Origin of the sequence: Variovorax terrae (assembly GCF_022809125.1) — a bacterium.
GTDB classification, from domain to species: Bacteria; Pseudomonadota; Gammaproteobacteria; order Burkholderiales; family Burkholderiaceae_C; genus Variovorax_A; species Variovorax_A terrae.
In genome coordinates this window covers 1,508,165-1,532,386 of the sequence record NZ_JALGBI010000001.1, presented here as the reverse complement: position 1 = coordinate 1,532,386, position 24,222 = coordinate 1,508,165, and the positions used below count along the sequence as shown (strand labels likewise).

General features: G+C 68.3%; 21 protein-coding genes and 2 tRNA genes. 12 read left to right on the top strand and 11 right to left on the bottom strand.

All coding sequences use genetic code 11. The features are described 5' to 3' along the window. Positions 1 to 2: 2 nt before the first annotated feature. A tRNA-Leu gene (locus tag MMF98_RS07250) sits at positions 3 to 87 on the top strand. 89 nt (positions 88 to 176) lie between these two features. On the opposite strand, the gene rimO is transcribed toward MMF98_RS07250, so the two are convergent. The 5 genes from rimO to MMF98_RS07225 all read right to left on the bottom strand — a co-directional run bounded on the left by rimO (position 177) and on the right by MMF98_RS07225 (position 5,550). Beyond that, positions 177 to 1,571, bottom strand: a complete 1,395-nt coding sequence (gene rimO / locus MMF98_RS07245; RefSeq protein WP_243305567.1) for a 30S ribosomal protein S12 methylthiotransferase RimO — start codon at positions 1,569 to 1,571, stop codon at positions 177 to 179. A gap of 28 nt (positions 1,572 to 1,599) precedes the next feature. Beyond that, positions 1,600 to 2,133 (bottom strand): polyhydroxyalkanoate synthesis repressor PhaR, encoded by a 534-nt coding sequence (gene phaR, locus MMF98_RS07240; RefSeq protein WP_243305566.1) that lies wholly within the window; start codon positions 2,131 to 2,133, stop codon positions 1,600 to 1,602. A 145-nt stretch (positions 2,134 to 2,278) separates the two neighbouring features. Further along, positions 2,279 to 2,355 (bottom strand) — tRNA-Val (locus tag MMF98_RS07235). A gap of 87 nt (positions 2,356 to 2,442) precedes the next feature. Next, positions 2,443 to 4,653, bottom strand: coding sequence for a RelA/SpoT family protein (locus MMF98_RS07230; RefSeq protein WP_243305565.1), 2,211 nt, complete (start codon positions 4,651 to 4,653; stop codon positions 2,443 to 2,445). An 18-nt stretch (positions 4,654 to 4,671) separates the two neighbouring features. Beyond that, positions 4,672 to 5,550 (bottom strand): alpha/beta fold hydrolase, encoded by an 879-nt coding sequence (locus tag MMF98_RS07225; protein ID WP_243305564.1) that lies wholly within the window; start codon positions 5,548 to 5,550, stop codon positions 4,672 to 4,674. Between the two features lie 65 nt (positions 5,551 to 5,615). On the opposite strand from MMF98_RS07225, the gene MMF98_RS07220 reads away from it, so the two are divergent. Then, positions 5,616 to 6,386: a 3-hydroxybutyrate dehydrogenase gene (locus MMF98_RS07220; protein ID WP_243305563.1), complete on the top strand. Its 771-nt coding sequence runs from the start codon at positions 5,616 to 5,618 to the stop codon at positions 6,384 to 6,386. Between the two features lie 57 nt (positions 6,387 to 6,443). Here MMF98_RS07220 and MMF98_RS07215 read toward each other — a convergent pair whose 3' ends face one another. The 4 genes from MMF98_RS07215 to MMF98_RS07200 are packed head-to-tail and all read right to left on the bottom strand — an operon-like array spanning position 6,444 to position 10,358. After that, positions 6,444 to 7,154 (bottom strand): SIMPL domain-containing protein, encoded by a 711-nt coding sequence (locus tag MMF98_RS07215; protein WP_243305562.1) that lies wholly within the window; start codon positions 7,152 to 7,154, stop codon positions 6,444 to 6,446. 12 nt (positions 7,155 to 7,166) lie between these two features. Further along, positions 7,167 to 8,354 (bottom strand): DUF1501 domain-containing protein, encoded by a 1,188-nt coding sequence (locus MMF98_RS07210; protein WP_243305561.1) that lies wholly within the window; start codon positions 8,352 to 8,354, stop codon positions 7,167 to 7,169. Positions 8,355 to 8,370: 16 nt separating this feature from the next. Then, the gene (locus MMF98_RS07205) at positions 8,371 to 9,939 is read right to left on the bottom strand and encodes a DUF1800 domain-containing protein (RefSeq protein WP_243305560.1); all 1,569 of its coding nucleotides are present in this window, start codon (positions 9,937 to 9,939) and stop codon (positions 8,371 to 8,373) included. Then, complete coding sequence (locus tag MMF98_RS07200; protein ID WP_243305559.1) at positions 9,936 to 10,358, bottom strand: hypothetical protein; 423 nt, start codon at positions 10,356 to 10,358, stop codon at positions 9,936 to 9,938. The genes MMF98_RS07205 and MMF98_RS07200 overlap by 4 nt, the downstream gene beginning before the upstream one ends. On the opposite strand from MMF98_RS07200, the gene ompR reads away from it, so the two are divergent. Both ompR and MMF98_RS07190 read left to right on the top strand, forming a co-directional pair. After that, complete coding sequence (ompR, locus tag MMF98_RS07195; protein WP_243305558.1) at positions 10,357 to 11,088, top strand: osmolarity response regulator transcription factor OmpR; 732 nt, start codon at positions 10,357 to 10,359, stop codon at positions 11,086 to 11,088. The two genes, MMF98_RS07200 and ompR, sit on opposite strands and share 2 nt — an antisense overlap. Before the next feature lie 55 nt (positions 11,089 to 11,143). Beyond that, positions 11,144 to 12,559, top strand: a complete 1,416-nt coding sequence (locus tag MMF98_RS07190) for a sensor histidine kinase (RefSeq protein WP_243305557.1) — start codon at positions 11,144 to 11,146, stop codon at positions 12,557 to 12,559. A gap of 44 nt (positions 12,560 to 12,603) precedes the next feature. Here the strand turns inward: MMF98_RS07190 and ispF are convergent, their stop codons facing one another. Further along, the gene (ispF, locus tag MMF98_RS07185) at positions 12,604 to 13,089 is read right to left on the bottom strand and encodes a 2-C-methyl-D-erythritol 2,4-cyclodiphosphate synthase (RefSeq protein WP_243305556.1); all 486 of its coding nucleotides are present in this window, start codon (positions 13,087 to 13,089) and stop codon (positions 12,604 to 12,606) included. After that, positions 13,086 to 13,799, bottom strand: a complete 714-nt coding sequence (gene ispD, locus MMF98_RS07180; RefSeq protein WP_243305555.1) for a 2-C-methyl-D-erythritol 4-phosphate cytidylyltransferase — start codon at positions 13,797 to 13,799, stop codon at positions 13,086 to 13,088. Before ispD ends, ispF begins: the two co-directional genes overlap by 4 nt. A gap of 85 nt (positions 13,800 to 13,884) precedes the next feature. On the opposite strand from ispD, the gene mfd reads away from it, so the two are divergent. The 8 genes from mfd (at position 13,885) to MMF98_RS07140 (ending at position 24,212) form a co-directional block, all read left to right on the top strand. Next, a complete protein-coding gene (mfd, locus tag MMF98_RS07175) occupies positions 13,885 to 17,334 on the top strand; it encodes a transcription-repair coupling factor (protein WP_243305554.1) in 3,450 nt (1,149 codons plus the stop codon). Next, positions 17,331 to 18,044 carry a phosphoserine phosphatase SerB gene (serB, locus tag MMF98_RS07170; RefSeq protein WP_243305553.1) on the top strand — a complete coding sequence of 238 codons (714 nt, stop codon included), beginning with the start codon at positions 17,331 to 17,333 and terminating at the stop codon, positions 18,042 to 18,044. Before mfd ends, serB begins: the two co-directional genes overlap by 4 nt. 55 nt (positions 18,045 to 18,099) lie before the next feature. Continuing rightward, positions 18,100 to 21,003: a monovalent cation/H+ antiporter subunit A gene (locus MMF98_RS07165; protein ID WP_243305552.1), complete on the top strand. Its 2,904-nt coding sequence runs from the start codon at positions 18,100 to 18,102 to the stop codon at positions 21,001 to 21,003. 84 nt (positions 21,004 to 21,087) lie between these two features. After that, on the top strand, positions 21,088 to 21,432 hold the full coding sequence (locus tag MMF98_RS07160; RefSeq protein WP_243305551.1) for a Na+/H+ antiporter subunit C: 345 nt from the start codon (positions 21,088 to 21,090) through the stop codon (positions 21,430 to 21,432). After that, positions 21,429 to 23,105 carry a monovalent cation/H+ antiporter subunit D gene (locus MMF98_RS07155; RefSeq protein ID WP_243305550.1) on the top strand — a complete coding sequence of 559 codons (1,677 nt, stop codon included), beginning with the start codon at positions 21,429 to 21,431 and terminating at the stop codon, positions 23,103 to 23,105. Before MMF98_RS07160 ends, MMF98_RS07155 begins: the two co-directional genes overlap by 4 nt. Next, positions 23,102 to 23,590, top strand: coding sequence for a Na+/H+ antiporter subunit E (locus MMF98_RS07150; protein ID WP_243305549.1), 489 nt, complete (start codon positions 23,102 to 23,104; stop codon positions 23,588 to 23,590). Before MMF98_RS07155 ends, MMF98_RS07150 begins: the two co-directional genes overlap by 4 nt. Further along, positions 23,587 to 23,865 carry a K+/H+ antiporter subunit F gene (locus tag MMF98_RS07145; protein ID WP_243305548.1) on the top strand — a complete coding sequence of 93 codons (279 nt, stop codon included), beginning with the start codon at positions 23,587 to 23,589 and terminating at the stop codon, positions 23,863 to 23,865. Before MMF98_RS07150 ends, MMF98_RS07145 begins: the two co-directional genes overlap by 4 nt. After that, positions 23,862 to 24,212: a Na+/H+ antiporter subunit G gene (locus MMF98_RS07140; protein ID WP_243305547.1), complete on the top strand. Its 351-nt coding sequence runs from the start codon at positions 23,862 to 23,864 to the stop codon at positions 24,210 to 24,212. The genes MMF98_RS07145 and MMF98_RS07140 overlap by 4 nt, the downstream gene beginning before the upstream one ends. The last annotated feature ends 10 nt before the right edge of the window (positions 24,213 to 24,222 follow it).

Here is a 24,222-nt window from a genome sequence, read left to right as displayed (position 1 = left end):
ATGCCCAGGTGGCGGAATTGGTAGACGCACTAGTTTCAGGTACTAGCGAGTAACATCGTGGAGGTTCGAGTCCTCTCCTGGGCACCAAGTTTAAATAAAACCTCTCGGGTTTGGTAAATAAAAAGCCGCTGTACATCCAGCGGCTTTTTTATTGTCTGCATGCCGGATGCGGCCGCTCAAACCGGCAGGGCCACGAGGTCGTGCCCCTGTGTCCCGACGATCCGCGCTCGCGTGAACTCACCCACTTTCAGCGTCTTGCTGATCTTCTCGGGCGGCAGCAGCTGCACGGTGCCGTCGATCTCCGGCGCATCGGCATAGGAGCGGCCCACACCGCCCTTGCGGCCCAGCGCCGGCGCCGAATCCACCAGCACCTGCATGGTCGCGCCGATGCGCTTTTGCAGCTTGGCGGCAGACACTTCTTCGGCCACGGCCATGAAGCGCGCGCGGCGCTCCTCGCGCAGCTCCTGCGGCAGCATGCCGGGAATCTCATTGGCCACGGCGCCCTCCACCGGGCTGTAGGCAAAGCAGCCCGCGCGGTCGATCTGCGCTTCGCGCATGAAGTCCAGCAGATGCTGGAACTCCTCTTCAGTCTCGCCGGGGAAGCCGGCGATGAAGGTGCTGCGGATCACGATCTCGGGGCAGGCCTCACGCCAGCGCTGGATGCGCTCCAGGTTCTTCTCGCCGCTGGCCGGACGCTTCATGCGCCGCAGCACGTCGGGATGGCTGTGCTGGAACGGCACATCGAGGTAGGGCAGCACCCGGCCCGTGGCCATCAGCGGAATCACGTCATCCACCGAGGGATACGGGTAGACGTAGTGCAGGCGGACCCAGGCGCCGTAGGGCTCGGCCAGTTCGCCCAAGGTCTGCACCAGTTCGAGCATGCGCGTCTTCACGGGCTTGCCGTCCCAGAAACCGGTGCGGTACTTCACGTCCACGCCGTAGGCCGAGGTGTCCTGGCTGATCACCAGCAGCTCCTTCACGCCGCCTTCGAACAGCGCCTTCGCTTCGGTGAGCACGTCGCCGATTGGCCGGCTCACGAGGTCGCCGCGCATCGACGGAATGATGCAGAAGGTACAGCGGTGGTTACAGCCCTCGCTGATCTTCAGGTAGGCGTAGTGCCGCGGCGTGAGCTTCACGCCGGCCACGCCGAAGGCATTGGGCACCAGATCGATGAACGGATCGTGCGGCTTGGGCAGATTGGCGTGCACCGCGTCCATCACCTCCTGCGTGGCATGGGGCCCGGTCACGGCCAGCACGCTCGGATGCATCTGCCGCACCAGGTTGCCTCCGCCCTCGCCTGCCTTGGCACCCAGGCAACCAGTGACGATGACCCGGCCGTTCTCGGCCAGCGCCTCGCCGATGGTGTCCAGGCTCTCCCTGACCGCATCGTCGATGAAGCCGCAGGTGTTGACGATCACGAGGTCGGCGCCCTCGAAGGTCTTGGAGGTCTGGTAGCCCTCGGCGCTCAGTTGCGTGAGGATCAATTCGGAATCGGTCAGGGCCTTGGGGCAGCCCAGGCTGACGAAGCCGACCTTGGGGGCGGCGGTGGCAGGGGAAAGAACTTCGCTCATCCCCGTATTGTCCCCGCAATCGCCTGACTTATTTCTTTAATCCGAAGGCTCCGAGCATTTGTTCGGTCTGCTTCTGCATCTGTTCCTGCATCTGCGTGAACATGTTCTTGGACTGCTCGACGTAGTTGCCCATCATGCCCTGCATCATGGGCGACTGCATGTTGATGAACTGGGCCCACATCTCGGGCGTCAGCCCCTTGGACTGCTCGCCCAGCTTGGTCTGGATGTCCATGAAGGCCTGCACGTTCTTCTCGAGGTACGAGCCCATGAAGCCCTGCATGGCGTGGCCGTAGAAGCGGATGATGTTGGCCAGCGCCGCCTCGGTGAACATCGGCGCGCCGCCGGCTTCTTCTTCCAGGATGATTTGCAGCAGGATGCTGCGCGTCAAATCTTCGTTGGTCTTGGCATCGCGCACCACGAAGGACTCGCTGTCCATCACCAGCTGCTTGACCTCGGCGAGCGTGATGTACGTGGAGGTGTCGGTATCGTAGAGCCGCCGGTTCGGGTATTTCTTGATGACGCGCTGCGCCGGTTTGGCGCCGCTGGATTTCTTGCTTTGCACTCCGGGACTCCTCGAATCTGGCACGCTGGGCCGACGATACTGCCTGTATTGCGCCGCAGCACATTCTAGGCAGCGGACTCCGGCCAATCCCCTAGGTTTACCCTGAGGATATGTCACACGCGGTTAACCGGATGAGGAGATGGATTGGTAGGCGCGATTGGACTCGAACCAACGACCCCCACCATGTCAAGGTGGTGCTCTAACCAGCTGAGCTACGCGCCTAAGGATGTTCGAGAGGTGAGATTGTAGCAGGCTTCTTGCGCATTTCCGCCCGCATGCATCGTCATCTCATCAAATGCATGGCGCCGTTCAGCGCCGCCGCGCCGAGCGCACGCCCGACACCTCGGCCACCGTGCCCAGCACTTTGGCCAGGCGCGCCGAGTCGGCCACCTCCACCGTGAACGTCATCCAGGCCGTGCCCTTGACCGACTGGGTCTGCACGCCGATCACGTTCATCTTCTCTTTGGCGAACACTTCCGAGATGTCGCGCAGCAGGCCCTGCCGGTCGGCCGCCTCCACCGCCACGTCCACCGGATAGACTGCAGCATCGGCCGCCTTCGGATGGCCCCACTGCACCTCGATGACGCGCTCGGCATTGCGTGCAGCCAGCTCGCGGAAGTTGCTGCAGTCGGCGCGGTGGATGCTGACGCCCTTGCCGCGCGTGACGAAGCCGCCGATGGCATCAGGCGGCGCGGGCTTGCAGCACTTGGCCAATTGCGTGAGCAGCGAATCGATGCCCACCACCAGCACGCCGCCCTTGGGCGTCTTCTCGACGTTGCGCGACTTCCTGAGCAGCAGGAATTCGTCGGGCGGCAGCACGGGCTCCGGCGGCCTGAGCAGTGTTTCGATGTTGCGCAGCGAGAACTCGTCCTTGCCCACCACCTCGAACAGGTCGTCGGCCGACTTGAAGCCCAGTTGCGAGGCCAGGTCGTCGAGCTTCATGGCCGTCCGGCCTTCGCGCTGCAGCAGCTTCTCCACCGCCTCGCGCCCGCGCGCCACCGTTTCATGCGTGATCTGCGCGTTGAACCAGGCGCGCACCTTGGCCTTGGCGCGCGAGCTGACCAGGTAGCCCAGATCGGCGTTGAGCCAGTCGCGCGAAGGCCCGCCTTCCTTGATGGCGGTGACCTCCACGGTCTGGCCGTTCTGCAGCGGTGTGTTGAGCGGCACCATCGCGCCGTCCACCTTGGCGCCGCGGCAGCGGTGGCCCAGGCTGGTGTGCACGCTGTAGGCGAAATCCACCGGCGTGGCGCCCTGCGGCAGCTCCACGATGGCGGCGTCGGGCGTGAGCACATAGATGCGGTCGTCGAACAGCCCCTGGTTCTGCACCTCGCCCGCGAGGTCGCGCTCCCAGGCCAGCAACTGGCGCAGCACCGCGATCTTGGCGTCGTAGTCGCTGCTGGCCGAGACACCGGCGTAGCCCTTGCTGCCCGCCTCCTTGTAGGCCCAGTGCGCCGCCACGCCATGTTCGGCATGGTCGTGCATGGCCTGGGTGCGGATCTGGATCTCGATGGCCTTGCCCGCATCGTCGCGCACCACGGTGTGCAGCGACTGGTAGCCGTTGGGCTTGGGCTTGGCGATGTAGTCGTCGAACTCGGACTCGATCGGCTTGAAGCGCTCGTGCACCCGGCTCAGCGCGGCGTAGCAGTCCTTCACCGTGGGCACGATCACGCGCAGCGCGCGGATGTCGAACACCTGGTCGAAGTCGAGCGACTTGCCGCGCATCTTGCGCACGATGCTGTAGATGTGTTTGGGCCGCCCCTGCACGCTGGCGCTGATGCTGTGCGCGCGCAGGTCGGATTCGACCTGGCCGCGCAACTGCTCCATGAAGACCTCGCGCTCGGCGCGCTTCTCGTCAAGCAGGTGCGCCACTTCGCGGTAGGTGTCGGGCTCGAGGAAGCGGAACGCCAGGTCCTCCATCTCCCACTTGACCTGCCAGATGCCCAGCCGGTTGGCCAGCGGCGCGAACACCTGCAGCGACTCGCGCGCCACGCTGGGCGGCGCCGCGATCTTGCTGGCCGCGTGGTAGCGCAGCGTCTGCAGCCGGGATGCGAGGCGCAGCATCACCACCCGCAGGTCGCGCGAGAACGCCAGCAGCATCTTGCGCACGTTCTCGGTCTGCACCGCGGGCGCATTGACCCGCTGCACCGAGGCCTGCGCCATGCGCGCCTGCCGCTGCACATGCACCAGCTTGGTCGTTTCCACCGCCAGCTCGGCGAAGCTGTCGCCAAAGGCCTTGGCGATCACCTCGCGCGGCTTGTTCAGGTGCTCGCAGGCATAGACCAGGTAGCTTGCGGCCTGCATGGCCTCCGAGCCGCCGATGACCTTGAGGATGGCGGCCACCGCATCGGCATGGGCCAGCGTGTTCTCGCCGGTGTCCAGGGTTTCGCCGGCGATCAGCGGCTCGGCGAAGGCGCGCGCCCGCACCAGCGCGTGGGCCTGTTCGGGCAGGCTCTGGGCCGTGGCGGCAATCAGTTCGGGAACAGGAGAGGAACCCGAGGGCTCCACCGTCAGGCTTTTCATTCGCGTGTCAGCCCCTTCTCAATCCAGCAGGAAGGACGCCACGGTCTCCACCTGGTCCGGGGCGATCAGCGTCGGCGCGTGGCCGATCCCGGCGAACTCCACCAGCCGTGCCTTCGGTCCGCGCTGCGTCATGGCCAGCGCCGTCTCGCGCGACAGCAGATCGGACACGGCACCGCGCAGCAGCAACGTCCTGGCCTGGATCTGGTCATAGAGTTGCCACAGCAAGGCCTCGCCCTGGCGCGTCGATTCCTCGGTCGCGGCGCGCACGGGCACGGCCAGGGCCGGGTCGTAGTGCAGCGTCACCCCGCCGCCCTCGGCCGGCTTCACCATGGGCCGCGACAGCGCCAGCCACTGCTCGGGCGTGTGCGGCCCGAAGGTGGTGGAGATGGCCCACATCGCGTCGGCCGCCTGTTGCACGTCGGCGAAATGACCCGTGTTGCCCAGGTAGGCCGCAATGCGCTGGATCGAGGCCCACTGGATCACGGGCCCCACATCGTTGAGCACCAGCCGGCGCACCAGTGCCGGGGCCGCCGCTGCGTTCATGCCGCACACCGTCATGCCGATCAGGCCGCCCATGCTGGTGCCCAGCCAGTCCAGCGTGGCCGGCTTGAGCTGCGCCAGCAAGGCCATCATGTCGGCGACATAGGTCGGCATCTGGTAGCCCATCGGGTCCTTGAGCCAGTCGCTGCGGCCGCGCCCCACCACATCAGGGCAGACCACGCGCACGCGGGGGCTCAGGGCACGCGCCAGCGTGTCGAAATCCCGCCCCTGGCGCGACAGGCCATGCACGCACAGCACCACGTGCGGATTGGCCGGGTCGCCCCACTCCCAGTAGGCCATGCGATGGCCGCCGGAAGGGTCGGGACAGGATACGTAGTTCAGCGTAGGTTCAGACATGGTGCAATTGCCGGATTGATAATGGCATCGTAAATCAAGTGCCATCACCTCACTGGAGAAACTTCATGCTGAAAGGCAAGACCGCCCTCGTCACCGGCTCCACCAGCGGCATCGGCCTCGGTGTCGCCAAATGCCTGGCCGCCCAGGGCGCCAACATCGTGCTCAACGGCTTCGGCGACGCCGAAGGACCCAAGGCGGAGATCGCCGCGCTCGGCGCCAAGGTGGCCTACCACGGCGCCGACATGAGCCAGCCCGCCGAGATCGAGGACATGATGAAGTTCGCCGCCTCGCAGTTCGGCCGCGTGGACATCCTGGTCAACAACGCCGGCATCCAGCATGTGGCCAGCGTGGAGGATTTCCCGGTGGCGCGGTGGGACGCCATCATCGCCATCAATCTTTCCAGCGCCTTCCACACCACGCGCCTGGCGCTGCCCGCGATGAAGGCCGCGAACTGGGGCCGCGTGATCAACATCGCCTCCACCCACGGGCTGGTGGCGTCGGCCGGCAAGTCCGCCTATGTGGCGGCCAAGCATGGCATCGTGGGCTTCACCAAGGCCACGGCGCTCGAAACCGCCACCACCGGCGTGACCAGCAACGCGATCTGCCCCGGCTGGGTGCTGACGCCCCTGGTGCAAAAGCAGATCGACGATCGCGCGGCGCGCGAGGGCATTCCGGTCGAGCAGGCCCAGCGCGAACTGCTGGGCGAGAAGCAGCCCTCGCTGCAGTTCACCACGCCGCAGCAACTCGGCGAGCTGGCGGTGTTCCTGTGCTCCTCGTCCGCCGACAATGTGCGCGGCGTGGCCTGGCAGGTGGATGGGGGCTGGACGGCCCAGTAGTAGCACGCGGGGCGAAGGCCTCGCCGCTGCGGCACGAGCCCGGCCCCGGCACTTGCGCTACTTGAGCTGCACGGAGCCGTTCACCGTGACGACCACGGTGCTCTTGCCGGCCTCCGCCGGCACGGCCATGTCGGAGGCGGCGGCCTTGGCCTCCATCGCCATCATGCGCGGACGCGGCACGAATCCCTGGTCGTTGGCATTGACCGAGACTTCGCGCAGCGTGTAGCTGCCAAAGCCGAAGCCCTTGGCGATGTCGCCCGCCTTCGCCTTGAAGCGGTCAATGGCGATGCTTTGCGCCTCGCCCTCAACCTTGGCGCGCTGCTCGCGGCTCAGGCCGAAAGCCACGTTGCCCATGGTCAGCGTCTGGATCCGGCCTGCGGTGGTGCTGATGCGCGCGAAATCACGGCCTTCCAGCACCAGCTCGGCCGTGCCCTGCCAGCCGCTGATCTTGCCGTCCTTGGCGTAGCGCGGGTACAGGCTGAAGTTGCCGGTGCGAACATCGAGCTGGCCCGGCTGCGCGGCCTTCTTCGCCTCGGTCAGCGCGGCGTCCAGCGCCACCTTCAACTGATTCTGCACCGTGCCCGCATCGGGCCCCTCCTTGGTGGTGTTCAGGCTCATGCTCAGCAGATCCTGCTGCACCTCCACCGAGCCGCTGGCCGACAGCTGCACCACGTTCTGCGGCGGCTGGTACGGTATATTCTGGGCAAATGCGGCGGAGGTCCCCGCCAGCAGGACAACCGTAGCTATTATTTTTGTAGCACTCTTCATTCATCTTCCCTTTCAGGTTCTTAAAAAACCGACCGGCTCGAACCGGCCGCGCACTACATTGTCGGGGTTGACTCCCCACCAGTCCCGCGCCACGGTGGCATAGAGCTGGCGGAAGTCCGTGCTGTAGTACAGATTCTGCGTGCCATCCAGCCGCGTCAGCTCGGGCGCGGGGCCATACAGGCCGCCGCGCACGGCACCGCCGGCCACGAAATGAGGCGCCACGGTGCCATGGTCGGTGCCATTGCTCTGGTTCTGGCGCGCCCGGCGCCCGAACTCCGAGAAGGTCATGACCAGCGTGCGGTCCCAGGCGCCGAGTTCCGTCAGGCTGCTCCTGAGCGCCGCCAGGCCCTCGCCCAGTTGCCTGAGCAGGCCCGCCTGGATGCCCAGCTGGCCCTGGTGCGTGTCGAAGCTGCCGAGCGTGAGCACGATCACCGGCACCCCCGCCTTGCCGCGCTGCGTGGCCACCACTTGCGCCGCGGCGCGCACGCTGCTGCCAAAGCCATTGGCCGGAAATTCCGTGGCGAACGCAAATTTCTCGCCGCGCAGCGCCTGCGCGGCCTCGCTCACGTCGTTCTCCACCCGCAGCAGATGCTGCAAGGCCGGGTTGCCGCTGGCATGGCCGGGCATGGCGAAGCGGGCTTGGTTGACGAACGCCTCCGGGTTGTAGAGCGTGACCGCGCGCGCGCCCGCCAGGGGCCCGAAATCATTCAGGCCGATCAGCACGCCCTCGGCGGCGAAATGGACGTCGCGGCCGTAGCCGGCCTTCATGGCCCGCGCCACCCAGCCATCGGCCAGGTATTCGCCGGACCGGGACGCGGTTTCCCAGATCTCGATCGAGCGGAAGTGCGACAGGTTGGCCTGCGGGTAGCCCACGCCCTGCACGATGGCCAGCTCGTCTTTCTCCCACAGCGGCACCAGGGCCTGGAGATCGGGATGCAGGCCCATGCGCGAGTCGATGCGGATCACGCTGTCGCGCGCAATCGCGATGCTGCTGCGCAGCTGGTAGTAGGTGTCGTCGGTATAGGGTACGACCATGTTCAGGCCGTCGTTGCCGCCCTTGAGCTCGATCAGGACCAGGATGCGGTCGGTCGCGCCGGTCGCGCGCTGCTGCACGGCCTGTGCCCAGCCGGGCGCATGGGTGCCCAGCAGGGCCGCGCCGGTGGCGCTGGAAAACAGGTTCAGGACGTCGCGGCGTTTCATGTCAGCACCTCATGGCTCATTTGAGCTGGTAGGCGGGATCGAGCGTGAGCGTGCGCAGGTAGGCCACGCCCACGGTGCCGGGCGCGATGTCGTGCGTTGCGGGCACGGCCAGCAGCGTCCGGGCCAGGCGCGCTTTCAGCTCATCGGACGGCTCGCGGTCCGCATGGCCGCCATACTGGGACAGCCACTGCTCCGGATCGAACGTGATCTTCGCCATGCCCTCGGCCACCCGCATGATGCCGTCGCGGCCCGGCAGGCGCGGCGCGCCGGGGCCGGCCGCAGCGTTCTGCATCATGGCGCTGCCATCGCCCGGCAGCATCCGCCCGCCCGGCCCCATGGCGATCGGCGGCTCCTTCGATTCGCCGCGCAGCTCCACGGCGCGGAACAGCTGCTCGGTGAAGCGCTTGCGCTCCAGCAGGGTGGCGGTGTTGATCCATTCGGTGTAGCCCGGCCAGCCCTTCACGTTGGGCGGCACCAGCAGATTCTGGCCGAGCTGCGCCGACTTCAGCACGAAGGGCATGGTGTCGGTATAGCTGAAGCCGAACTGCCGCACCGTTCCCACCACCAGGTCGACCGGCGACTTGATCAGGCTGCCGCGGTTGGCCGGGGCCCAGAACGCGGGGCTGAGCAGCAGCTCGCGCACGGCGGTCGCGATGTCATAGCCGCTGGCGCGAAAATCCTGGGCAATGCGCTCCACCTCGCGCGCCTCGGGCACCGGCGAGACGAACTCCTTCCAGAGCTTGGCCGTGATGAAACGGGCCGCGGCCGGCTGCTCGAGCATCACGTCGAGCACGGCATCGCCGTCGAAGTTGCCGCTCTGCCCCAGCACCGTCTTGTTGCCGTTGTCGTGGAGTGCCGGGCGAAAGCGGTACGAGAAATCGGCGTACTCGATGCTCCAGCCGGTGAAGGCGCGCGCGGCTTCCTTGATGTCCTGCTCGCTGTAGCCGCCGCCCTGGCTGGCCTCGCCGAGGGTGAACAGCTCCATCACCTCGCGCGCGAAGTTCTCGTTGGGCGCTTCCTTGCGGCTGTTGGCGCCGTCGAGGTAGACCAGCATCGCCGGGTCCTTCGCCACGCCGTGCAGCAGCCGCCGGAAATTGCCGAGGGCCTCGGCGCGCAGCACCTGGTGCTGGTGCCACATGGCCTGCGAGCGGAACACCTTCTGCTGCGAGGTGGCAAAGTGGTTGTGCCAGAACAGCACCATGCGCTCGGCCAGCGGCGTCGGCGTTTCGATCATCTCGCGCATCCACCAGGTCTTGAGCTCCAGGCTTTCGCGCAGCTGCTGCTGGCGCATGGCCAGCTGCTCTTCCTTGCTTTTGAGCAGCGTGTTGGGAATCGGCGGCGGCTCGGACACGAAATCCGGCGGCGGGTACAGCGGCCGGGCGGCCTGGGCGCGGGCCACCAGATCGGCCACCACGCGCTGCGCATCCTGCCCGGCGATGCGGTCGACCTCGGCCTGCGTCGGTGCAAACCCGGTGCGCACGAGCAGGTGGCGGGCTTCCGCCTGAGTCATGGCCCGGGGAGCGGCCTGCGCCGCCGCCATGCCGGCGGCCAGCAGCAGCGCGGCCATGACCCGGGCCGGCGTCACGGCCGCCCGCCTCTTCTGAGCGGCGGCGCCTGCTCCCTCAATTGCTGGCGCAGTTCGGCGCGCTGTTCCGACGACAGGTGGCGGCTCGCGCCCGGGTCCTTGGCCTGCCGCTGCTCCTGGATGGCGTTGCGCAGTTCGATCCGGCGCTGCTCATCCTGCTGCTGGCGGTCCAGCGGCTCGGCCTTGCTCACCTGATCCTGCGCCCATGCCGGAACTCCCGCCACGACACATGCCAACAACACGAAGATTTTTTTCATGATCAATACCTCAACGGGTGCAGATTCTCCTGCGTTCACGTCGCGCCGGTGAAGGTCCTGCGTGCACCCGCAATATTTGTAACAGTGTGTCATGGCACCCGGGGAATCGTGGTTTTCAAGCGCCAAAATCGGCTCTGTTACAAATACCTGAGTGAACGTCATGACCCAAACTGCAACCCGCACCGACAAGATTCTGGTGGTGGACGATGACGCCCGCATTCGCGACTTGCTGCGCCGCTACCTGACGCAGGAGGGATTTGAAGTCATCCTGGCCGAGGATGGCAAGGCCCTGAACCGGATCATGTTGCGCGAAACCGCCGATCTGATCGTGCTGGACCTGATGATGCCCGGCGAAGACGGCCTCTCGATCTGCCGCCGCCTGCGTGCCGCCAACGACCGCACGCCCATCATCATGCTCACCGCCAAGGGCGAGGACGTGGACCGCATCGTGGGCCTCGAAGTCGGCGCCGACGACTACCTGGGCAAGCCGTTCAACCCCCGCGAGCTGCTGGCCCGCGTGCACGCCGTGCTGCGCCGCCGCCCGCCGCAGGAAGCGCCGGGCGCGCCTTCCACCGACAACGAGGTGGTCAATTTCGGCCCGTTCGCGTTCGACCTGGGCGCGCGCACGCTGCGCAAGAACGGCGAGGAGCTGCCGCTGACCACGGGCGAATTCGCCATGCTCAAGGCGCTGGTGCGCCATCCGCGCCAGCCGCTGTCGCGCGAAAAGCTGGCCCAGCTGGCGCGCGGGCGCGAGTTCGAGCCGTTCGACCGCAGCCTGGACGTGCAGGTCTCGCGCCTGCGCAAGCTGGTCGAGCTCGACGCCGCCTCGCCGCGTTATATTCAGACCGTCTGGGGCGTCGGCTACGTGTTTGTTCCGGACGGTGCGGGCTGACCCCTTCTCTGTGCCGTCTCCAAGGCGCCGGTTCGCCCGCGCCGGGTGAACCCGATTGATCCACACCGCCTCAACCCACATCGACGCCACCGGACCGGCTCCGCTGGAGACGGCGCCTGCGCCGCTCGAATCGCGGCCCCGCGTCGGCCTGAGCCTGTTCTGGCGCACCTTCTTCCTGCTCGCCCTGCTGCTGATCGGCAGCATCGTGGCCTGGCTGCAGACCTTCCGCGCGCTCGAATTCGAGCCGCGCGCGATCCAGACCGCGCACCAGATCGCCTCGCTGGTCAACCTCAGCCGCGCCGCGCTGGTGCACTCGGACGCGATTGCCCGGGTGTCGCTGATCAAGACGCTGGCTGACCAGGAAGGCGTGGGCATCGTGCCGCGCGAGCCCGGCGACAAGTTCGCGCCGTTCGACAGCGATGCCCAGGAGCAGCGCATCACCGAGGAACTCACCGCGCGCCTGGGTCCCGGCACCGTGGTCTCCAGTGGCGTCAATGGCGTGCCCGGCCTGTGGGTCGGCTTTGCCATCGACGGCGATGCCTACTGGCTGCTGATGGACCGCGCCCGCTTCACGCCGGTGGGCGGCAAGACCTGGCTGATCTGGCTGATGACGGCGGCCGCGCTGTCGCTGGCCGGCGCGGCCCTGATCGCGCGGCTGATCAACCGGCCGCTCAAGCAGCTCTCGTTCGCCGCCAGCCGGGTGCGCGACGGCGACTTCGACGCCAGCCGGCTCGACGAGCGGGCCGTGACCAGCGAAATCCGCGAGGTCAACATCGGCTTCAACCGCATGGCCCAGCAGCTCGCCAAGATCGAGCAGGACCGCGCCGTGATGCTGGCCGGCATCTCCCACGACCTGCGCACGCCGCTGGCGCGCCTGCGGCTGGAAACCGAGATGAGCGTGGCCGACCCCGATGCGCGCGACCACATGGCCGCGGACATCACCCAGCTCGACGCCATCATCGACAAGTTCCTCGACTACGCACGCCCCGACCACACCGAGCTCAAGCCGGTGCCGCTCAACGAGGTGATCGAGGCCTGCCTCTATTCCATCCAGGACCACGAGGACATGCGGATCAACCTCGACGTGTCCCCCGGCCTCCATGTGCTGGCCGACGAGGTGGAGCTGGCGCGCGTGATCGCCAACCTGCTGGAGAATGCCCGCCGCTACGGCAAGACGCCGGAGACCGGCATCGCGGTGGTGGACATCGCCGCCAAGACGCGCGGCGACTGGGTGCTGCTCAAGGTGCGCGACCACGGCATGGGCGTGTCGCAGGAGGCCCTGCCGAACCTGGTCAAGCCGTTCTTCCGCGGCGACGCGGCGCGCACCGCCGCCACCGGCGCCGGGCTGGGCCTGGCCATCGTCGACAAGACGGTGCAGCGCATGGGCGGCATTTTCGCCCTGGTCAACACCACCTCGGGCGGGCTGGCGGCGCACATCAAGCTGAAGAAGGCGGTTTTGCCCAGTTCATGAGCCAAAACGGCCCGATGTCCAGGCGCCCTGGTCATTTCATGCTATCAAAACAATAGTGCAACGGCACGCGCCTCGATGCTCAGGCCCTGCCCCACGGGCCCCAGCTTCTCGGCCGTCTTGGCTTTCACGTTGACCTGGCCCGGCGCCAGCCCCAGCGCCTGGGCGATCGCCGCGCGCATGGCCGGGATATGGGGCGCCAGCCGGGGCGCCTGCGCCGTCACCGTGCTGTCGATGTTGCCGATGCGCCAGCCCGCCTCGCCCACGCGCCGCGCGGCCTCGACCAGCAGCGCCACGGAATCCGCGCCGCGGAAACGCTCGTCGGTGTCAGGGAAATGGGTGCCGATGTCGCCCAGCGCCGCCGCGCCGAGCAGCGCATCGGTGATGGCGTGCAGCAGCACGTCGGCATCGGAATGGCCGAGCAGGCCCAGCGGATGGGCGATCTCCACCCCGCCGATGACGAGCCGGCGGCCCGGCACCAGGGCATGCACGTCCCAGCCCTCGCCGATCCGGAAATTCAAGGGGGTGTTCATGGCTGTCGGCTCCTCAGCACGGCTTCGGCCAGTGCGAAGTCCTCAGGATAGGTCACTTTGAAATTCTGGGCGCCGCCGGGCACCAGCCGGGGCTGCAGGCCGGCGGCCTCCATGGCGCCGGCCTCGTCGGTCACGGCCGGGCCGGCCTGCTCGAGGGCCGCCGCCAGCGCGCCGAGCCGGAACATCTGCGGCGTCTGCGCCAGCCACTTGTCGCTGCGGTCGATGGTGGCCGCCACGCGCCCGCCAGCCTCGCGCTTGAGCGTGTCGGGCAGCTTGTGTGCGAGCAGCCCGCCCACGGCGTCATGCTCGCAGGCATCGATCAAGGCCTCGATCTGCCGTGGCGTGACCAGGCAGCGCGCGGCATCGTGCACCAGCACCCAGTCCTGCGGCTCGGCGCCCAGCGCCGCCAGTTGCCCCAGGCCGTTCAGGACGCTCAGGGCGCGCGTTGCGCCGCCGCAGTCCGCGATCGAAAACGAGGCGTCCGGGTGGTCCAGGAAGCGGTCGCCGGGGGCCACCACCACCAGGCAGCGCGCCAGGCGCGGCACGGCCGCGAACGCCGCGAGCGTGTGCAGCACCATCGGCAGGCCGGCCAGCGGCTGGTACTGTTTGGGCTGCGCGGTGCCCGCGCGCGAGCCCGTGCCCGCGCAGGGAATCAGGGCAAAAAAACGGGGGGATGCCGGGGTACCGGCGACTGTTGCAAGCAAGGACATGTGTTCACATTTTAAAATCAGCACCTGACAAGCTTTTACACCCCCCGCCATGTCAGGCGGGGGGTGTTTTGTATTTGTGTTTCTGATGGACTTACCAAAACTTACGGCCGGCAAACGCTACACCCTGCCCCGCCCCGCGGGCTCGGCGGATGCCCTGCTGCTCGCGGCGCTTGGCGAGCGCGAGAAGGCTGCGCGCAAGCGCACCGCCATCGTCACGGCAGACGCCATTGATGCGCAGCGGCTGATCGACGAAATCGCCTTCTTCGCGCCACAGCTGCGCTGCGCGCTGTTCCCCGACTGGGAGACGCTGCCCTACGACACCTTCTCGCCGCACCAGGACCTGATTTCCGAGCGGCTGGCTACGCTCTGGCGCATCAGCCAGCACGAGGCCGACGTCGTGATCGTGCCGGCCACCACCGCGCTGTACCGCCTGGCGCCGCCGGCCTTCCTGGCGGGCTACACCTTCCATTTCAAGGCCCGGCAGAAGCTCGACGAGGCCCGGCTCAAGGCCCAGTTGACCCTGGCCGGCTACAGCCACGTGACGCAGGTGGTGAGCCCCGGCGAGTACGCGGTGCGCGGCGGCCTGATCGACCTGTTCCCGATGGGCTCGCCCGTGCCCTACCGGGTCGACCTGTTCGACGACGAGATCGACAGCATCCGCACCTTCGACCCTGACAGCCAGCGCAGCCTCTACCCCGTGCCCGAGGTGCGCCTGCTGCCCGGGCGCGAATTCCCGATGGACGACGAGGCGCGCGCCAAATTCCGCGGCCGCTGGCGCGAGCTGCTCGAAGGCGATCCGACCAAGAGCCGCATCTACAAGGACATGGGCAACGGCGTGGCCACGGCGGGCATCGAGTATTACCTGCCGCTGTTCTTTGACGACACGGCCACGGTGTTCGACTACCTCGGCGCCGACGCCACCGTGGTGCTGCACGGCGACCTGGAGCCGGCCTTCCAGCGCTTCTGGCAGGACACCCGGGACCGCTACCGCCTGGTGCAGGGCGACCCCGAGCGCCCGGTGCTGCCGCCCGAGGCCCTGTTTCTCGGCACCGAGCAGTTCTACGCGCGGGCCAATGCCCATGCGCAGCTCGCGATCCGGCCCGCCGTCGAGGACGTGGCCGACAACGCCCATTTCCAGAAGCTGGGCGAGCTGTCGGTGCTGCGCGGCGCCGAGGAGCCGCTGGCGCGCCTGAAGGAGCATGTGCGCAACACCGCGCACCGCGTGCTGCTGCTGGCCGAGAGCGACGGCCGGCGCGAGAGCCTGCTCGACTTCCTGCGCGCCAGCCATGTCGGCCCGCCGGCCTTCGACTCGCTGGCCGAGTTCCAGTCCAGCGACGAGAAGCTCGGCATCGCCACCGCCGCGCTCACGGTCGGCTTCAGCTGGCTCGAGGACGGCATCGACTTCGTGACCGAGACCGAGCTCTTCGCCGCCGGCCCAACCACGCGCCGGCGCAAGAAGCAGGAGCAGGTCAGCGACGTCGAGGCCCTGATCAAGGACCTGTCGGAGCTCAACGTCGGCGACCCGGTGGTCCATTCGGCCCACGGCATCGGCCGCTACAAGGGCCTGATCAACATGGACCTGGGCCAGGGTTCGAGCGAATTCCTGCACCTGGAATACGCCGACAAGGCCACGCTCTACGTGCCGGTGAGCCAGCTGCACCAGATCAGCCGCTACACCGGCGTCAGCGCCGACGAGGCGCCGCTGCACAAGCTCGGCTCGGGCCAGTGGGAGAAAGCCAGGCGCAAGGCCGCCGAGCAGGTGCGCGACTCCGCCGCCGAGCTGCTCAACATCTACGCGCGCCGGGCCGCGCGGGAAGGCCACGCGTTCCGATACTCGCCTCAGGACTACGAAATCTTCGCCAACGATTTCGGCTTCGACGAAACCGCCGACCAGCGCGCCGCCATCCATGCCGTGATCCAGGACATGATCTCGCCGCGCCCGATGGACCGGCTGGTCTGCGGCGACGTGGGCTTCGGCAAGACCGAGGTGGCCCTGCGCGCGGCCTTCGTTGCCGTCACCGGCGGCCGCCAGGTGGCCTTCCTCGCGCCCACCACGCTGCTGGCCGAGCAGCACTACCAGACGCTGGTGGACCGCTTTGCCAAGTGGCCCGTGAAGGTGGCCGAGGTCTCACGCTTCCGCTCGGGCAAGGAGATCAGCGCCGCCATCAAGGGCATCGCCGACGGCGGCGTGGACATCGTGGTGGGCACGCACAAGCTGCTGTCCGAATCCACCAAGTTCAAGAACCTGGGCCTGCTCATCATCGACGAGGAGCACCGCTTCGGCGTGCGCCACAAGGAAGCCATGAAGGCGCTGCGCGCCGAGGTCGACGTGCTCACGCTCACCGCCACGCCGATCCCGCGCACGCTGGGCATGGCGCTCGAAGGCCTGCGCGACCTCTCGGTGATCGCCACCGCGCCGCAGCGCCGGCTGGCGATCAAGACCTTCGTGCGCAACGAAGGCAACGGCGTGATCCGCGAGGCCGTGCTGCGCGAGCTCAAGCGCGGCGGCCAGATCTACTTCCTGCACAACGAGGTCGAGACCATCGAGAACCGGCGCCAGAAGCTCGAAGAGATCCTGCCCGAGGCCCGCATCGCCGTGGCCCATGGCCAGATGCCCGAGCGCGAGCTGGAGCGCGTGATGCGCGACTTCGTGGCGCAGCGCCACAACCTGCTGCTGTGCTCCACCATCATCGAAACCGGCATCGACGTGCCCACGGCCAACACCATCGTGATCAGCCGCGCCGACAAGTTCGGCCTGGCGCAGCTGCACCAGCTGCGCGGCCGCGTCGGGCGCAGCCACCACCAAGCCTACGCCTACCTGATGGTGCCCGACACCGAAGGGCTGACCAAGCATGCCAGCCAGCGGCTGGATGCGATCCAGCAGATGGAGGAACTGGGCTCCGGCTTCTACCTCGCGATGCACGACCTGGAGATCCGCGGCGCCGGCGAGGTGCTGGGCGAGAACCAGAGCGGCAACATGATGGAGGTCGGCTTCCAGCTCTACAACGAGATGCTGTCCGAAGCCGTGCGCTCACTCAAGGCCGGCAAGGAGCCCGACCTGCTGAGCCCGCTGTCGGTCACCACCGAGATCAACCTGCACGCGCCCGCGCTGCTGCCCGACGACTACTGCGGCGACGTGCACCTGCGCCTGTCGTTCTACAAGAAGCTCGCCACGGCGAGGACCACCGACCAGATCGACACGCTGCTCGAGGAGATCGTGGACCGCTTCGGCAAGCTGCCGCCGCAGGCGCAGACGCTGATCGACGTGCACCGCCTGCGCGTCATCGCCCGGCCCTACGGCGTGGTGAAGGTCGATGCGGCGCCGGGGCTGATCAACATCACCTTCCGGCCCAACCCGCCGATCGACTCGATGCGCATCATCGAGCTGATCCAGAAAAACCGCCACATCAAGCTGGCCGGCAACGAAAAACTGCGCATCGAGCGCGAACTCAAGGAGCCCAAGGACCGCGCCCAGATGGTGCGCGACGTGCTGCGCTCGCTCGGACAACCCCAAACGGAAACCACCACCGCATGACCTCCTCCCGCGAAATTGCCCCGGGCCTCGTGATCCAGGGCTTCACCCCGCCGCTGAACCTGAAGGACTTCAAGCTGATCGCCTTCGACATGGACTCCACGCTGATCAACATCGAGTGCGTGGACGAGATCGCCGATGCCGCGGGCCGCAAGGCCGAGGTGGCCGCCATCACCGAGGCCGCGATGCGCGGCGAGATCACCGACTACAAAGAAAGCCTGCGCCAGCGCGTGGCCCTGCTCAAGGGTGTCACCGTGGCCCACATGCAGCAGGTCTACGAGCAGCGCCTGCAGCTCAACCCGGGCGCCGCCGAGCTGGTGGCTGCCTGCCAGCGCGCCGGCCTGAAGGTGCTGCTGGTCTCGGGCGGCTTCACCTTCTTCACCGACCGCATCCGCGACCGCCTGGGGATCGACTACACGCGCTCCAACGTCCTGGAGGTGCAGGACGGCGCGCTCACCGGCCAGATGGTGGACCAGCCCTGGGGCGACATCTGCGACGGCGCGGAGAAGCGCAGGATGCTGCTCGAAACCTGCACGCGGCTGGGCATTGCACCGAAGCAGGCCATCGCCATGGGCGATGGCGCCAACGACCTGCCGATGATGGGCGAGGCCGGCCTGTCGGTCGCCTATCACGCCAAGCCCCGGGTGCGCGAGCAGGCCATGGTGGCCATCAACAGCGGCGGGCTGGACCGGCTGCTCGAGATCGTGCGCTGAGGTTTTTCGCCGCGCAACGTGCGGTTGGGGGCGCGAGGCCACTAAACTTGGCCCCATGCCCCTGGAATTTCTCATCGCGCTGCCTTTCATCGGCAGCGCCCTCGCCGCCCTGTTGCCCACCCATGCGCGCAACACCGCGTCCACCTGGGCGGCCCTGGTCTCGCTGGCCGGGCTGGTGCAGATTGCGCTGCTGTTCCCCGAGGTGCAGGGCGGCGGCGTGCTGCGCCAGGAACTGCAGTGGCTGCCCTCGACCGGGCTCAACTTCGTGGTGCGCGTGGACGGCTTCGCCTGGATGTTCGGCATGCTGGTCACGGGCATCGGCGCGCTGGTCGCGCTCTATGCGCGCTACTACATGTCGCCGAGCGACCCGGTGCCGCGCTTCTTCTCGTTCTTCCTCGCCTTCATGGGCGCCATGCTGGGCGTGGTGCTGTCGGGCAACCTGATCCAGCTGGTGTTCTTCTGGGAACTCACCAGCCTGTTCTCCTTCCTGCTGATCGGCTACTGGCACCACCGCCGCGATGCGCGGCGCGGTGCGCGCATGGCGCTCACCGTCACCGGCGCGGGCGGCCTGTGCCTGCTGGCCGGCGTGCTGTTGCTGGGCCGCATCGTGGGTAGCTACGACCTGGACGCGGTGCTGGCCGCCGGCGACACGGTGCGCGCGCATCCCCTGTACATGACGGCGCTGGTGCTGGTGCTGCTGGGCGCCCTCAGCAAGAGCGCCCAGTTTCCATTCCATTTCTGGCTGCCGCATGCGATGGCGGCGCCCACGCCGGTGTCGGCCTACCTGCACTCGGCCACCATGGTGAAGGCCGGCGTGTTCCTGCTGGCGCGGCTGTGGCCGGTGCTGGCCGGCACCGAAGCCTGGTTCTGGATCGTCGGCGGCGCCGGGGTCTGCACGCTGCTGCTGGGCGCCTATGCCGCCATGTTCCAGAACGACCTCAAGGGCCTGCTCGCCTATTCCACCATCAGCCACCTGGGCCTGATCACGCTGCTGCTCGGGCTCAACAGTCCGCTGGCCGCGGTGGCCGCCGTGTTCCACATCATGAACCACGCGACCTTCAAGGCCTCGCTGTTCATGGCCGCCGGCATCATCGACCACGAAACCGGCACGCGCGACATCCGCCGGCTCAACGGCCTGCGCCGCGCCATGCCCATCACCGCCGCGCTTGCCATGGTGGCCAGCGCGGCCATGGCCGGGGTGCCGCTGCTCAATGGCTTCCTGTCCAAGGAGATGTTCTTCGCCGAGACCGTGTTCATTTCGTCTCTGCCCTGGGTCGAGCGCGGCCTGCCGCTGGCAGCCACGGTGGCGGGCGTGTTCGGCGTGGTCTATTCGCTGCGCTTCAGCTACGACATCTTCTTCGGCCCGCCCTCCACCGACCTGCCGCGCCAGCCCCATGAGCCGCCGCGCTGGATGCGCGTGCCGGTCGAGCTGCTGGTGCTGGCCTGCCTGGTGGTGGGCGTCGCGCCGGCCCTGTCGGTGGGGCCGGCCCTGCAGACCGCCGCACGGCCGGTGGTCGGCGGGGATCTGCCGGCCTACAGCCTGGCGGTCTGGCATGGCTTCAACGCGCCGCTGATCATGAGCCTGGTGGCCATGGCCGGCGGCATCGTGGGCTATCTGCTGCTGCGCGAGCAACTGCGGCGCGGCCGCTTCGCGCACCCGCCGTTGACCGGGCTGCTGGACGGCAAGCGGCTGTTCGAGCGCCTCATCGCCGTGCTCAGCGCGCTGGCACGGCGGGCCCTGCGCTGGCTCGGCACCCGGCGGCTGCAGACGCAGCTGCTGTGGCTGGTGCTGGTCTCGATGGCGGTGGCGCTCCTGTCGCTGTCGGAGCAGGGCCTGACCTGGGGCGACCGGCCGCGCGTGCCGGCCACGAGCGAGTTCGCGCTGCTGTGGCTGATCGGCATGGTTTGTGCCGTCGGCGCGGCGGTGCAGGCCAAGTACCACCGCCTGGCTGCCCTGATGCTGATGGCCGGCGCCGGCCTCGTGACCTGCCTGACCTTCGTGTGGTTCTCGGCGCCGGACCTCGCCCTCACCCAGCTGGCGGTGGAGGTCGTGACCTCGGTGCTGTTCCTGCTGGGCCTGCGCTGGATGCCCAAGCGGCTGGAGGCCGAGGCCCCGCGCACCGATGCGCGGGCCCGCGTGCGCCGCGTGCGCGACCTGCTGGTCGCCCTGGGCGCCGGGGCCGGCCTGGCGGCGCTGGCCCATGCCATGCTGACCCGGCCCGCGCCGCAAAGCATCTCGCCCTTCTTCCTGAGCCGCGCGCTGCCCGAAGGCGGCGGCAACAACGTGATCAACGTGATGCTGGTGGATTTCCGCGGCTTCGACACCCTGGGCGAGATCACCGTGCTCGGCGCCGTGGCGCTGACGGTGTACGCACTGCTGCGGCGCTTCCGGCCGCCGCGCGAGAGCATCGCGCTGCCGCAGCAGCAGCGCATCCTCTCGCGCGACCTCGTCACCGACCTCATCAACCCGCGCATGGCGCCCGACACCGCACTGGGCTACCTGCTGGTGCCGGCCGTGCTGGTGCGGCTGCTGCTGCCCGTGGCCTTCGTCGTGGCCTTCCACCTCTTCATGCGCGGGCACAACGAGCCCGGCGGCGGCTTCGTGGCCGGGCTGGTGGTGGCCATCGCCTTCATCGCGCAGTACATGGTGGCCGGCACGCAATGGGTCGAGGCGCACCTGAGGCTGAACCCGATCCGCTGGATCGCCTGGGGGCTGCTGTTCGCCGTCATCACCGGCCTGGGGGCGCTGCTGCTGGGCTACCCCTTCCTCACCACCCACACGGCCCACCTCACGCTGCCGCTGTTTGGCGAAATCCATGTCGCCAGCGCCATGTTCTTCGACATCGGCGTGTTCTCGGTGGTGGTCGGCTCGACCCTGCTGATCCTGACCGCGCTGGCGCACCAGTCGATCCGCAGCCACCGCAAACCCGCGCAAGCGGTGGACGAGGAGGCCAAATGAAACAACCCCCACGCTCATCGCTTCGCGTATCGCTGCCCCCCAAGGGGGCGCTTCAGCGCCTTCGGGCGGCCGGGCGGCGCTGACATGGAAATCATCCTCTCCCTGGCCATCGGCGTGCTCGGCGCCTCGGGCGTGTGGCTGCTGCTGCGCCCGCGCACCTTCCAGGTCATCATGGGCCTGTCGCTCCTGTCCTATGCGGTCAATCTGTTCATCTTCGCCATGGGCAGCCTGTCGGTCGACCAGGAGCCTATCGTGGTGCCCGGCCTGCCGCCGGACCTGCTGCACTACACCGACCCGATGCCCCAGGCCCTGGTGCTGACCGCCATCGTGATCGGCTTCGCCATGACCGCCCTGTTCCTGGTGGTGCTGCTGGCCTCGCGCGGCCTGAGCGGCACCGACCACGTGGACGGCGAGGAGGATCCGCGATGAGCTGGAACCTGCCGCACCTGATCATCGCCCCGATCCTGCTGCCGCTGCTGACGGCGGCGCTCATGCTGCTGCTGGGCGCGCAGCGCCAGCGCTGGAAGGCCCTGCTCAACGTCGTCTCCTGCGTGCTCGGCCTGGGTATCGCCGTCGCGCTGCTGTGCCAGGTGCAGCGCCAGGGCGCGCCGGACACCATGGGCATCTACCTGCCCTCGAACTGGCACGTGCCGTTCGGCATCGTGCTCGCGGTGGACCGGCTGTCGGCATTGATGCTGGTGCTGGCGGCCTGCATCAGCCTGGCCGCGCTGCTGTTCTCGCTGGCGCGCTGGCACCGTGCGGGCGTCCATTTCCACACGCTGTTCCAGATCCAGCTGATGGGCCTGAACGGTGCGTTCCTGACGGCCGACCTGTTCAACCTGTTCGTCTTCTTCGAGGTCATGCTGTCGGCCTCCTACGGCCTGCTGCTGCACGGCTCGGGCTGGGCCCGGGTGCGCTCGGGGCTGCACTACATCGCGGTGAACCTGTTCGCCTCGTCGTTGTTCCTGGTGGGCGTGGCCATGCTCTACGGCGTGACCGGCACGCTCAACATGGCCGACATGGCGCGCAAGCTGCCGCTGGTGCCCGCGGGCGATCTGGGGCTGCTGCATGCCGGCGCGGCCATCCTGGCCGTCGCCTTCCTGGCCAAAGCCGCGATCTGGCCCCTGAACTTCTGGCTGACGCCGGCCTACTCGGCCGCCAGCGCGCCGGTGGCCGCGCTGTTCGCCATCATGACCAAGGTCGGCATCTATGCCTTGCTGCGCCTGTGGACCCTGTTCTTCCCGGCCGGCGCGGACGCCGCCGCCCCCTTCGGCACCGACGCCCTGGTCTGGGGTGGCCTGGCGACGCTGGCCTTCGGCGCCCTCGGCGTGATGGCCTCGCAGCACCTGGGCCGGCTGGCCAGCTACGCCATCATCGTGTCCTCGGGCACGCTGCTGGCCGCCATCGGTTTCGGCCAGGTGGCGCTGACCGGCGGCGCCCTGTTCTACCTCGTGAGCTCGACGCTCGCGGGCGGCGCGCTGTTCCTGCTGGTCGAGCTGATCGAACGATCGCGCCAGGCCGACGCGCACGCCCTGGAGGCGGATGACGACGACGGCGAAGCCATCCCGTTCCCCGTCGATCTGCCAGAGCCGCCTCCGGGCACCAATCTCGACGACGACGAGGAAGCGCTGATCGGCCGGGCTATTCCCGCCGCCATGGCGTTCCTCGGCCTGAGCTTCATCCTGTGCACGCTGCTGCTGGCCGGCCTGCCGCCGCTGTCGGGCTTCGTCGCCAAGTTCAGCATGCTGACGGCGCTGCTCAATCCCGGCGGCCTGGGGGCCGAGGCCGCGCCCGTGCCGACGGCGGGCTGGACCCTGCTGACGCTGATGATCGCCTCGGGCCTGCTCTCGACCATCGCGCTGTCGCGGGTCGGCATCCGCCATTTCTGGGCCCCGCAGAACCGCCCGCCGCCGCGCCTGCGTGTCATCGAATGCCTGCCGGTCGCCGCGCTGCTGCTGGGCTGCGCGCTGCTGGCGCTGTATGCCGAGCCGGTGCTGCGCTACACGCGCGCCACGGCCGCCGAGCTGCACCAGCCTTCGCTCTACATCGATGCCGTGATGGCGGCCCGCCCCGTCCCCAATCCGCAAGGCGGTGCGCGATGAAGCGGCTGCTGCCCTCCCCGCTGCTGTCGGCCTCGCTGTTCGCGCTGTGGCTGCTGCTCAACCAATCCGTCAGCGCCGGGCATCTGGTGCTGGCAGCGGCCGTCGCCGTGGTGATGCCGCTCCTGGCTGCGCCGCTGCGGCCGTCGCCGGCCCGCCTGCGCCGGCCCGGCACGCTGCTGCGGCTGATCCTCATGGTGGGCGGCGACGTGGTGCGGTCCAACCTCGAAGTCGGCTGGGGCATGCTGCGCTCGTGGCGGCGCATGCCGCGCAGCGCCTACGTCGCCATTCCCCTGGCGCTGCACGATGCGCACGGCCTGGCGGCGCTCGCCGTCATCACCACCGTGGTGCCGGGCACCGTGTGGCTGGAACTCGCGCCCGACCGCAGCGCCGTGCTGCTGCATGTCTGGGATGTCGATGACGAAGCCGCGTTCATTGCGCACTACAAGGCGCGCTATGAGCGCCCCCTGATGGAGATTTTCGGATGACTCCCGTGCTGTCCCATGCGATTGTCGCGGCGCTGGCCTGCCATGCGCTGGCCATGGCCCTGATCCTGTGGCGCCTGCTGCGCGGCCCCTCGGCCCAGGACCGCGTGCTGGCGCTGGACCTGCTCTACATCAACGGCATGCTGGTGATGCTGGTGCTGGGCATCCGCCATGCGAGCAGCATGTATTTCGAGGCCGCCCTGCTGATCGCGCTGTTCGGCTTCGTGAGCTCGGCGGCGCTGGCCAAGTTCCTGCTGCGCGGCGAGGTGATCGAATGAGCGCCGGCGTGCCGCTGTGGGTGGAATGGGGCGCGGCCGCGCTGCTGGTCGCCGGCGGGCTGTTCTCCCTGGTCGCCGCGCTCGGCCTGGTGCGGCTGAAGACCTTTTTCCAGCGCATGCACCCGCCCGCGCTGGCCTGCACCTTCAGCAGCTGGTGCGTCACGCTGGCGTCCATCCTCTACTTCTCGGCCAGCGGCAAGGGGTTGGCGCTGCACACCTGGCTGATCATCATCTTCTTGTCGATCACGGTGCCCGTGACCACCTTGCTGCTGGCGCGCGCCGCGCTGTTTCGCCAGCGCCAGGCCGGCGACCAGGACACGCCGCCGCCGCTGCAGCCCCGGCTCTGACCGCCGGCCG

Coding starts and splice junctions, on each gene's coding strand:
- rimO (WP_243305567.1), bottom strand. CDS start 1,571: ATGAGCGAAGTTCTTTCCCCTGCCACCGCCGCCCCCAAGGTCGGCTTC.
- MMF98_RS07230 (WP_243305565.1), bottom strand. CDS start 4,653: ATGAAAAGCCTGACGGTGGAGCCCTCGGGTTCCTCTCCTGTTCCCGAA.
- MMF98_RS07225 (WP_243305564.1), bottom strand. CDS start 5,550: ATGTCTGAACCTACGCTGAACTACGTATCCTGTCCCGACCCTTCCGGC.
- MMF98_RS07220 (WP_243305563.1), top strand. CDS start 5,616: ATGCTGAAAGGCAAGACCGCCCTCGTCACCGGCTCCACCAGCGGCATC.
- MMF98_RS07215 (WP_243305562.1), bottom strand. CDS start 7,154: ATGAAGAGTGCTACAAAAATAATAGCTACGGTTGTCCTGCTGGCGGGG.
- MMF98_RS07210 (WP_243305561.1), bottom strand. CDS start 8,354: ATGAAACGCCGCGACGTCCTGAACCTGTTTTCCAGCGCCACCGGCGCG.
- ompR (WP_243305558.1), top strand. CDS start 10,357: ATGACCCAAACTGCAACCCGCACCGACAAGATTCTGGTGGTGGACGAT.
- MMF98_RS07200 (WP_243305559.1), bottom strand. CDS start 10,358: ATGACGTTCACTCAGGTATTTGTAACAGAGCCGATTTTGGCGCTTGAA.
- ispF (WP_243305556.1), bottom strand. CDS start 13,089: ATGAACACCCCCTTGAATTTCCGGATCGGCGAGGGCTGGGACGTGCAT.
- ispD (WP_243305555.1), bottom strand. CDS start 13,799: ATGTCCTTGCTTGCAACAGTCGCCGGTACCCCGGCATCCCCCCGTTTT.
- mfd (WP_243305554.1), top strand. CDS start 13,885: ATGGACTTACCAAAACTTACGGCCGGCAAACGCTACACCCTGCCCCGC.
- serB (WP_243305553.1), top strand. CDS start 17,331: ATGACCTCCTCCCGCGAAATTGCCCCGGGCCTCGTGATCCAGGGCTTC.
- MMF98_RS07165 (WP_243305552.1), top strand. CDS start 18,100: ATGCCCCTGGAATTTCTCATCGCGCTGCCTTTCATCGGCAGCGCCCTC.
- MMF98_RS07160 (WP_243305551.1), top strand. CDS start 21,088: ATGGAAATCATCCTCTCCCTGGCCATCGGCGTGCTCGGCGCCTCGGGC.
- MMF98_RS07155 (WP_243305550.1), top strand. CDS start 21,429: ATGAGCTGGAACCTGCCGCACCTGATCATCGCCCCGATCCTGCTGCCG.
- MMF98_RS07150 (WP_243305549.1), top strand. CDS start 23,102: ATGAAGCGGCTGCTGCCCTCCCCGCTGCTGTCGGCCTCGCTGTTCGCG.
- MMF98_RS07145 (WP_243305548.1), top strand. CDS start 23,587: ATGACTCCCGTGCTGTCCCATGCGATTGTCGCGGCGCTGGCCTGCCAT.
- MMF98_RS07140 (WP_243305547.1), top strand. CDS start 23,862: ATGAGCGCCGGCGTGCCGCTGTGGGTGGAATGGGGCGCGGCCGCGCTG.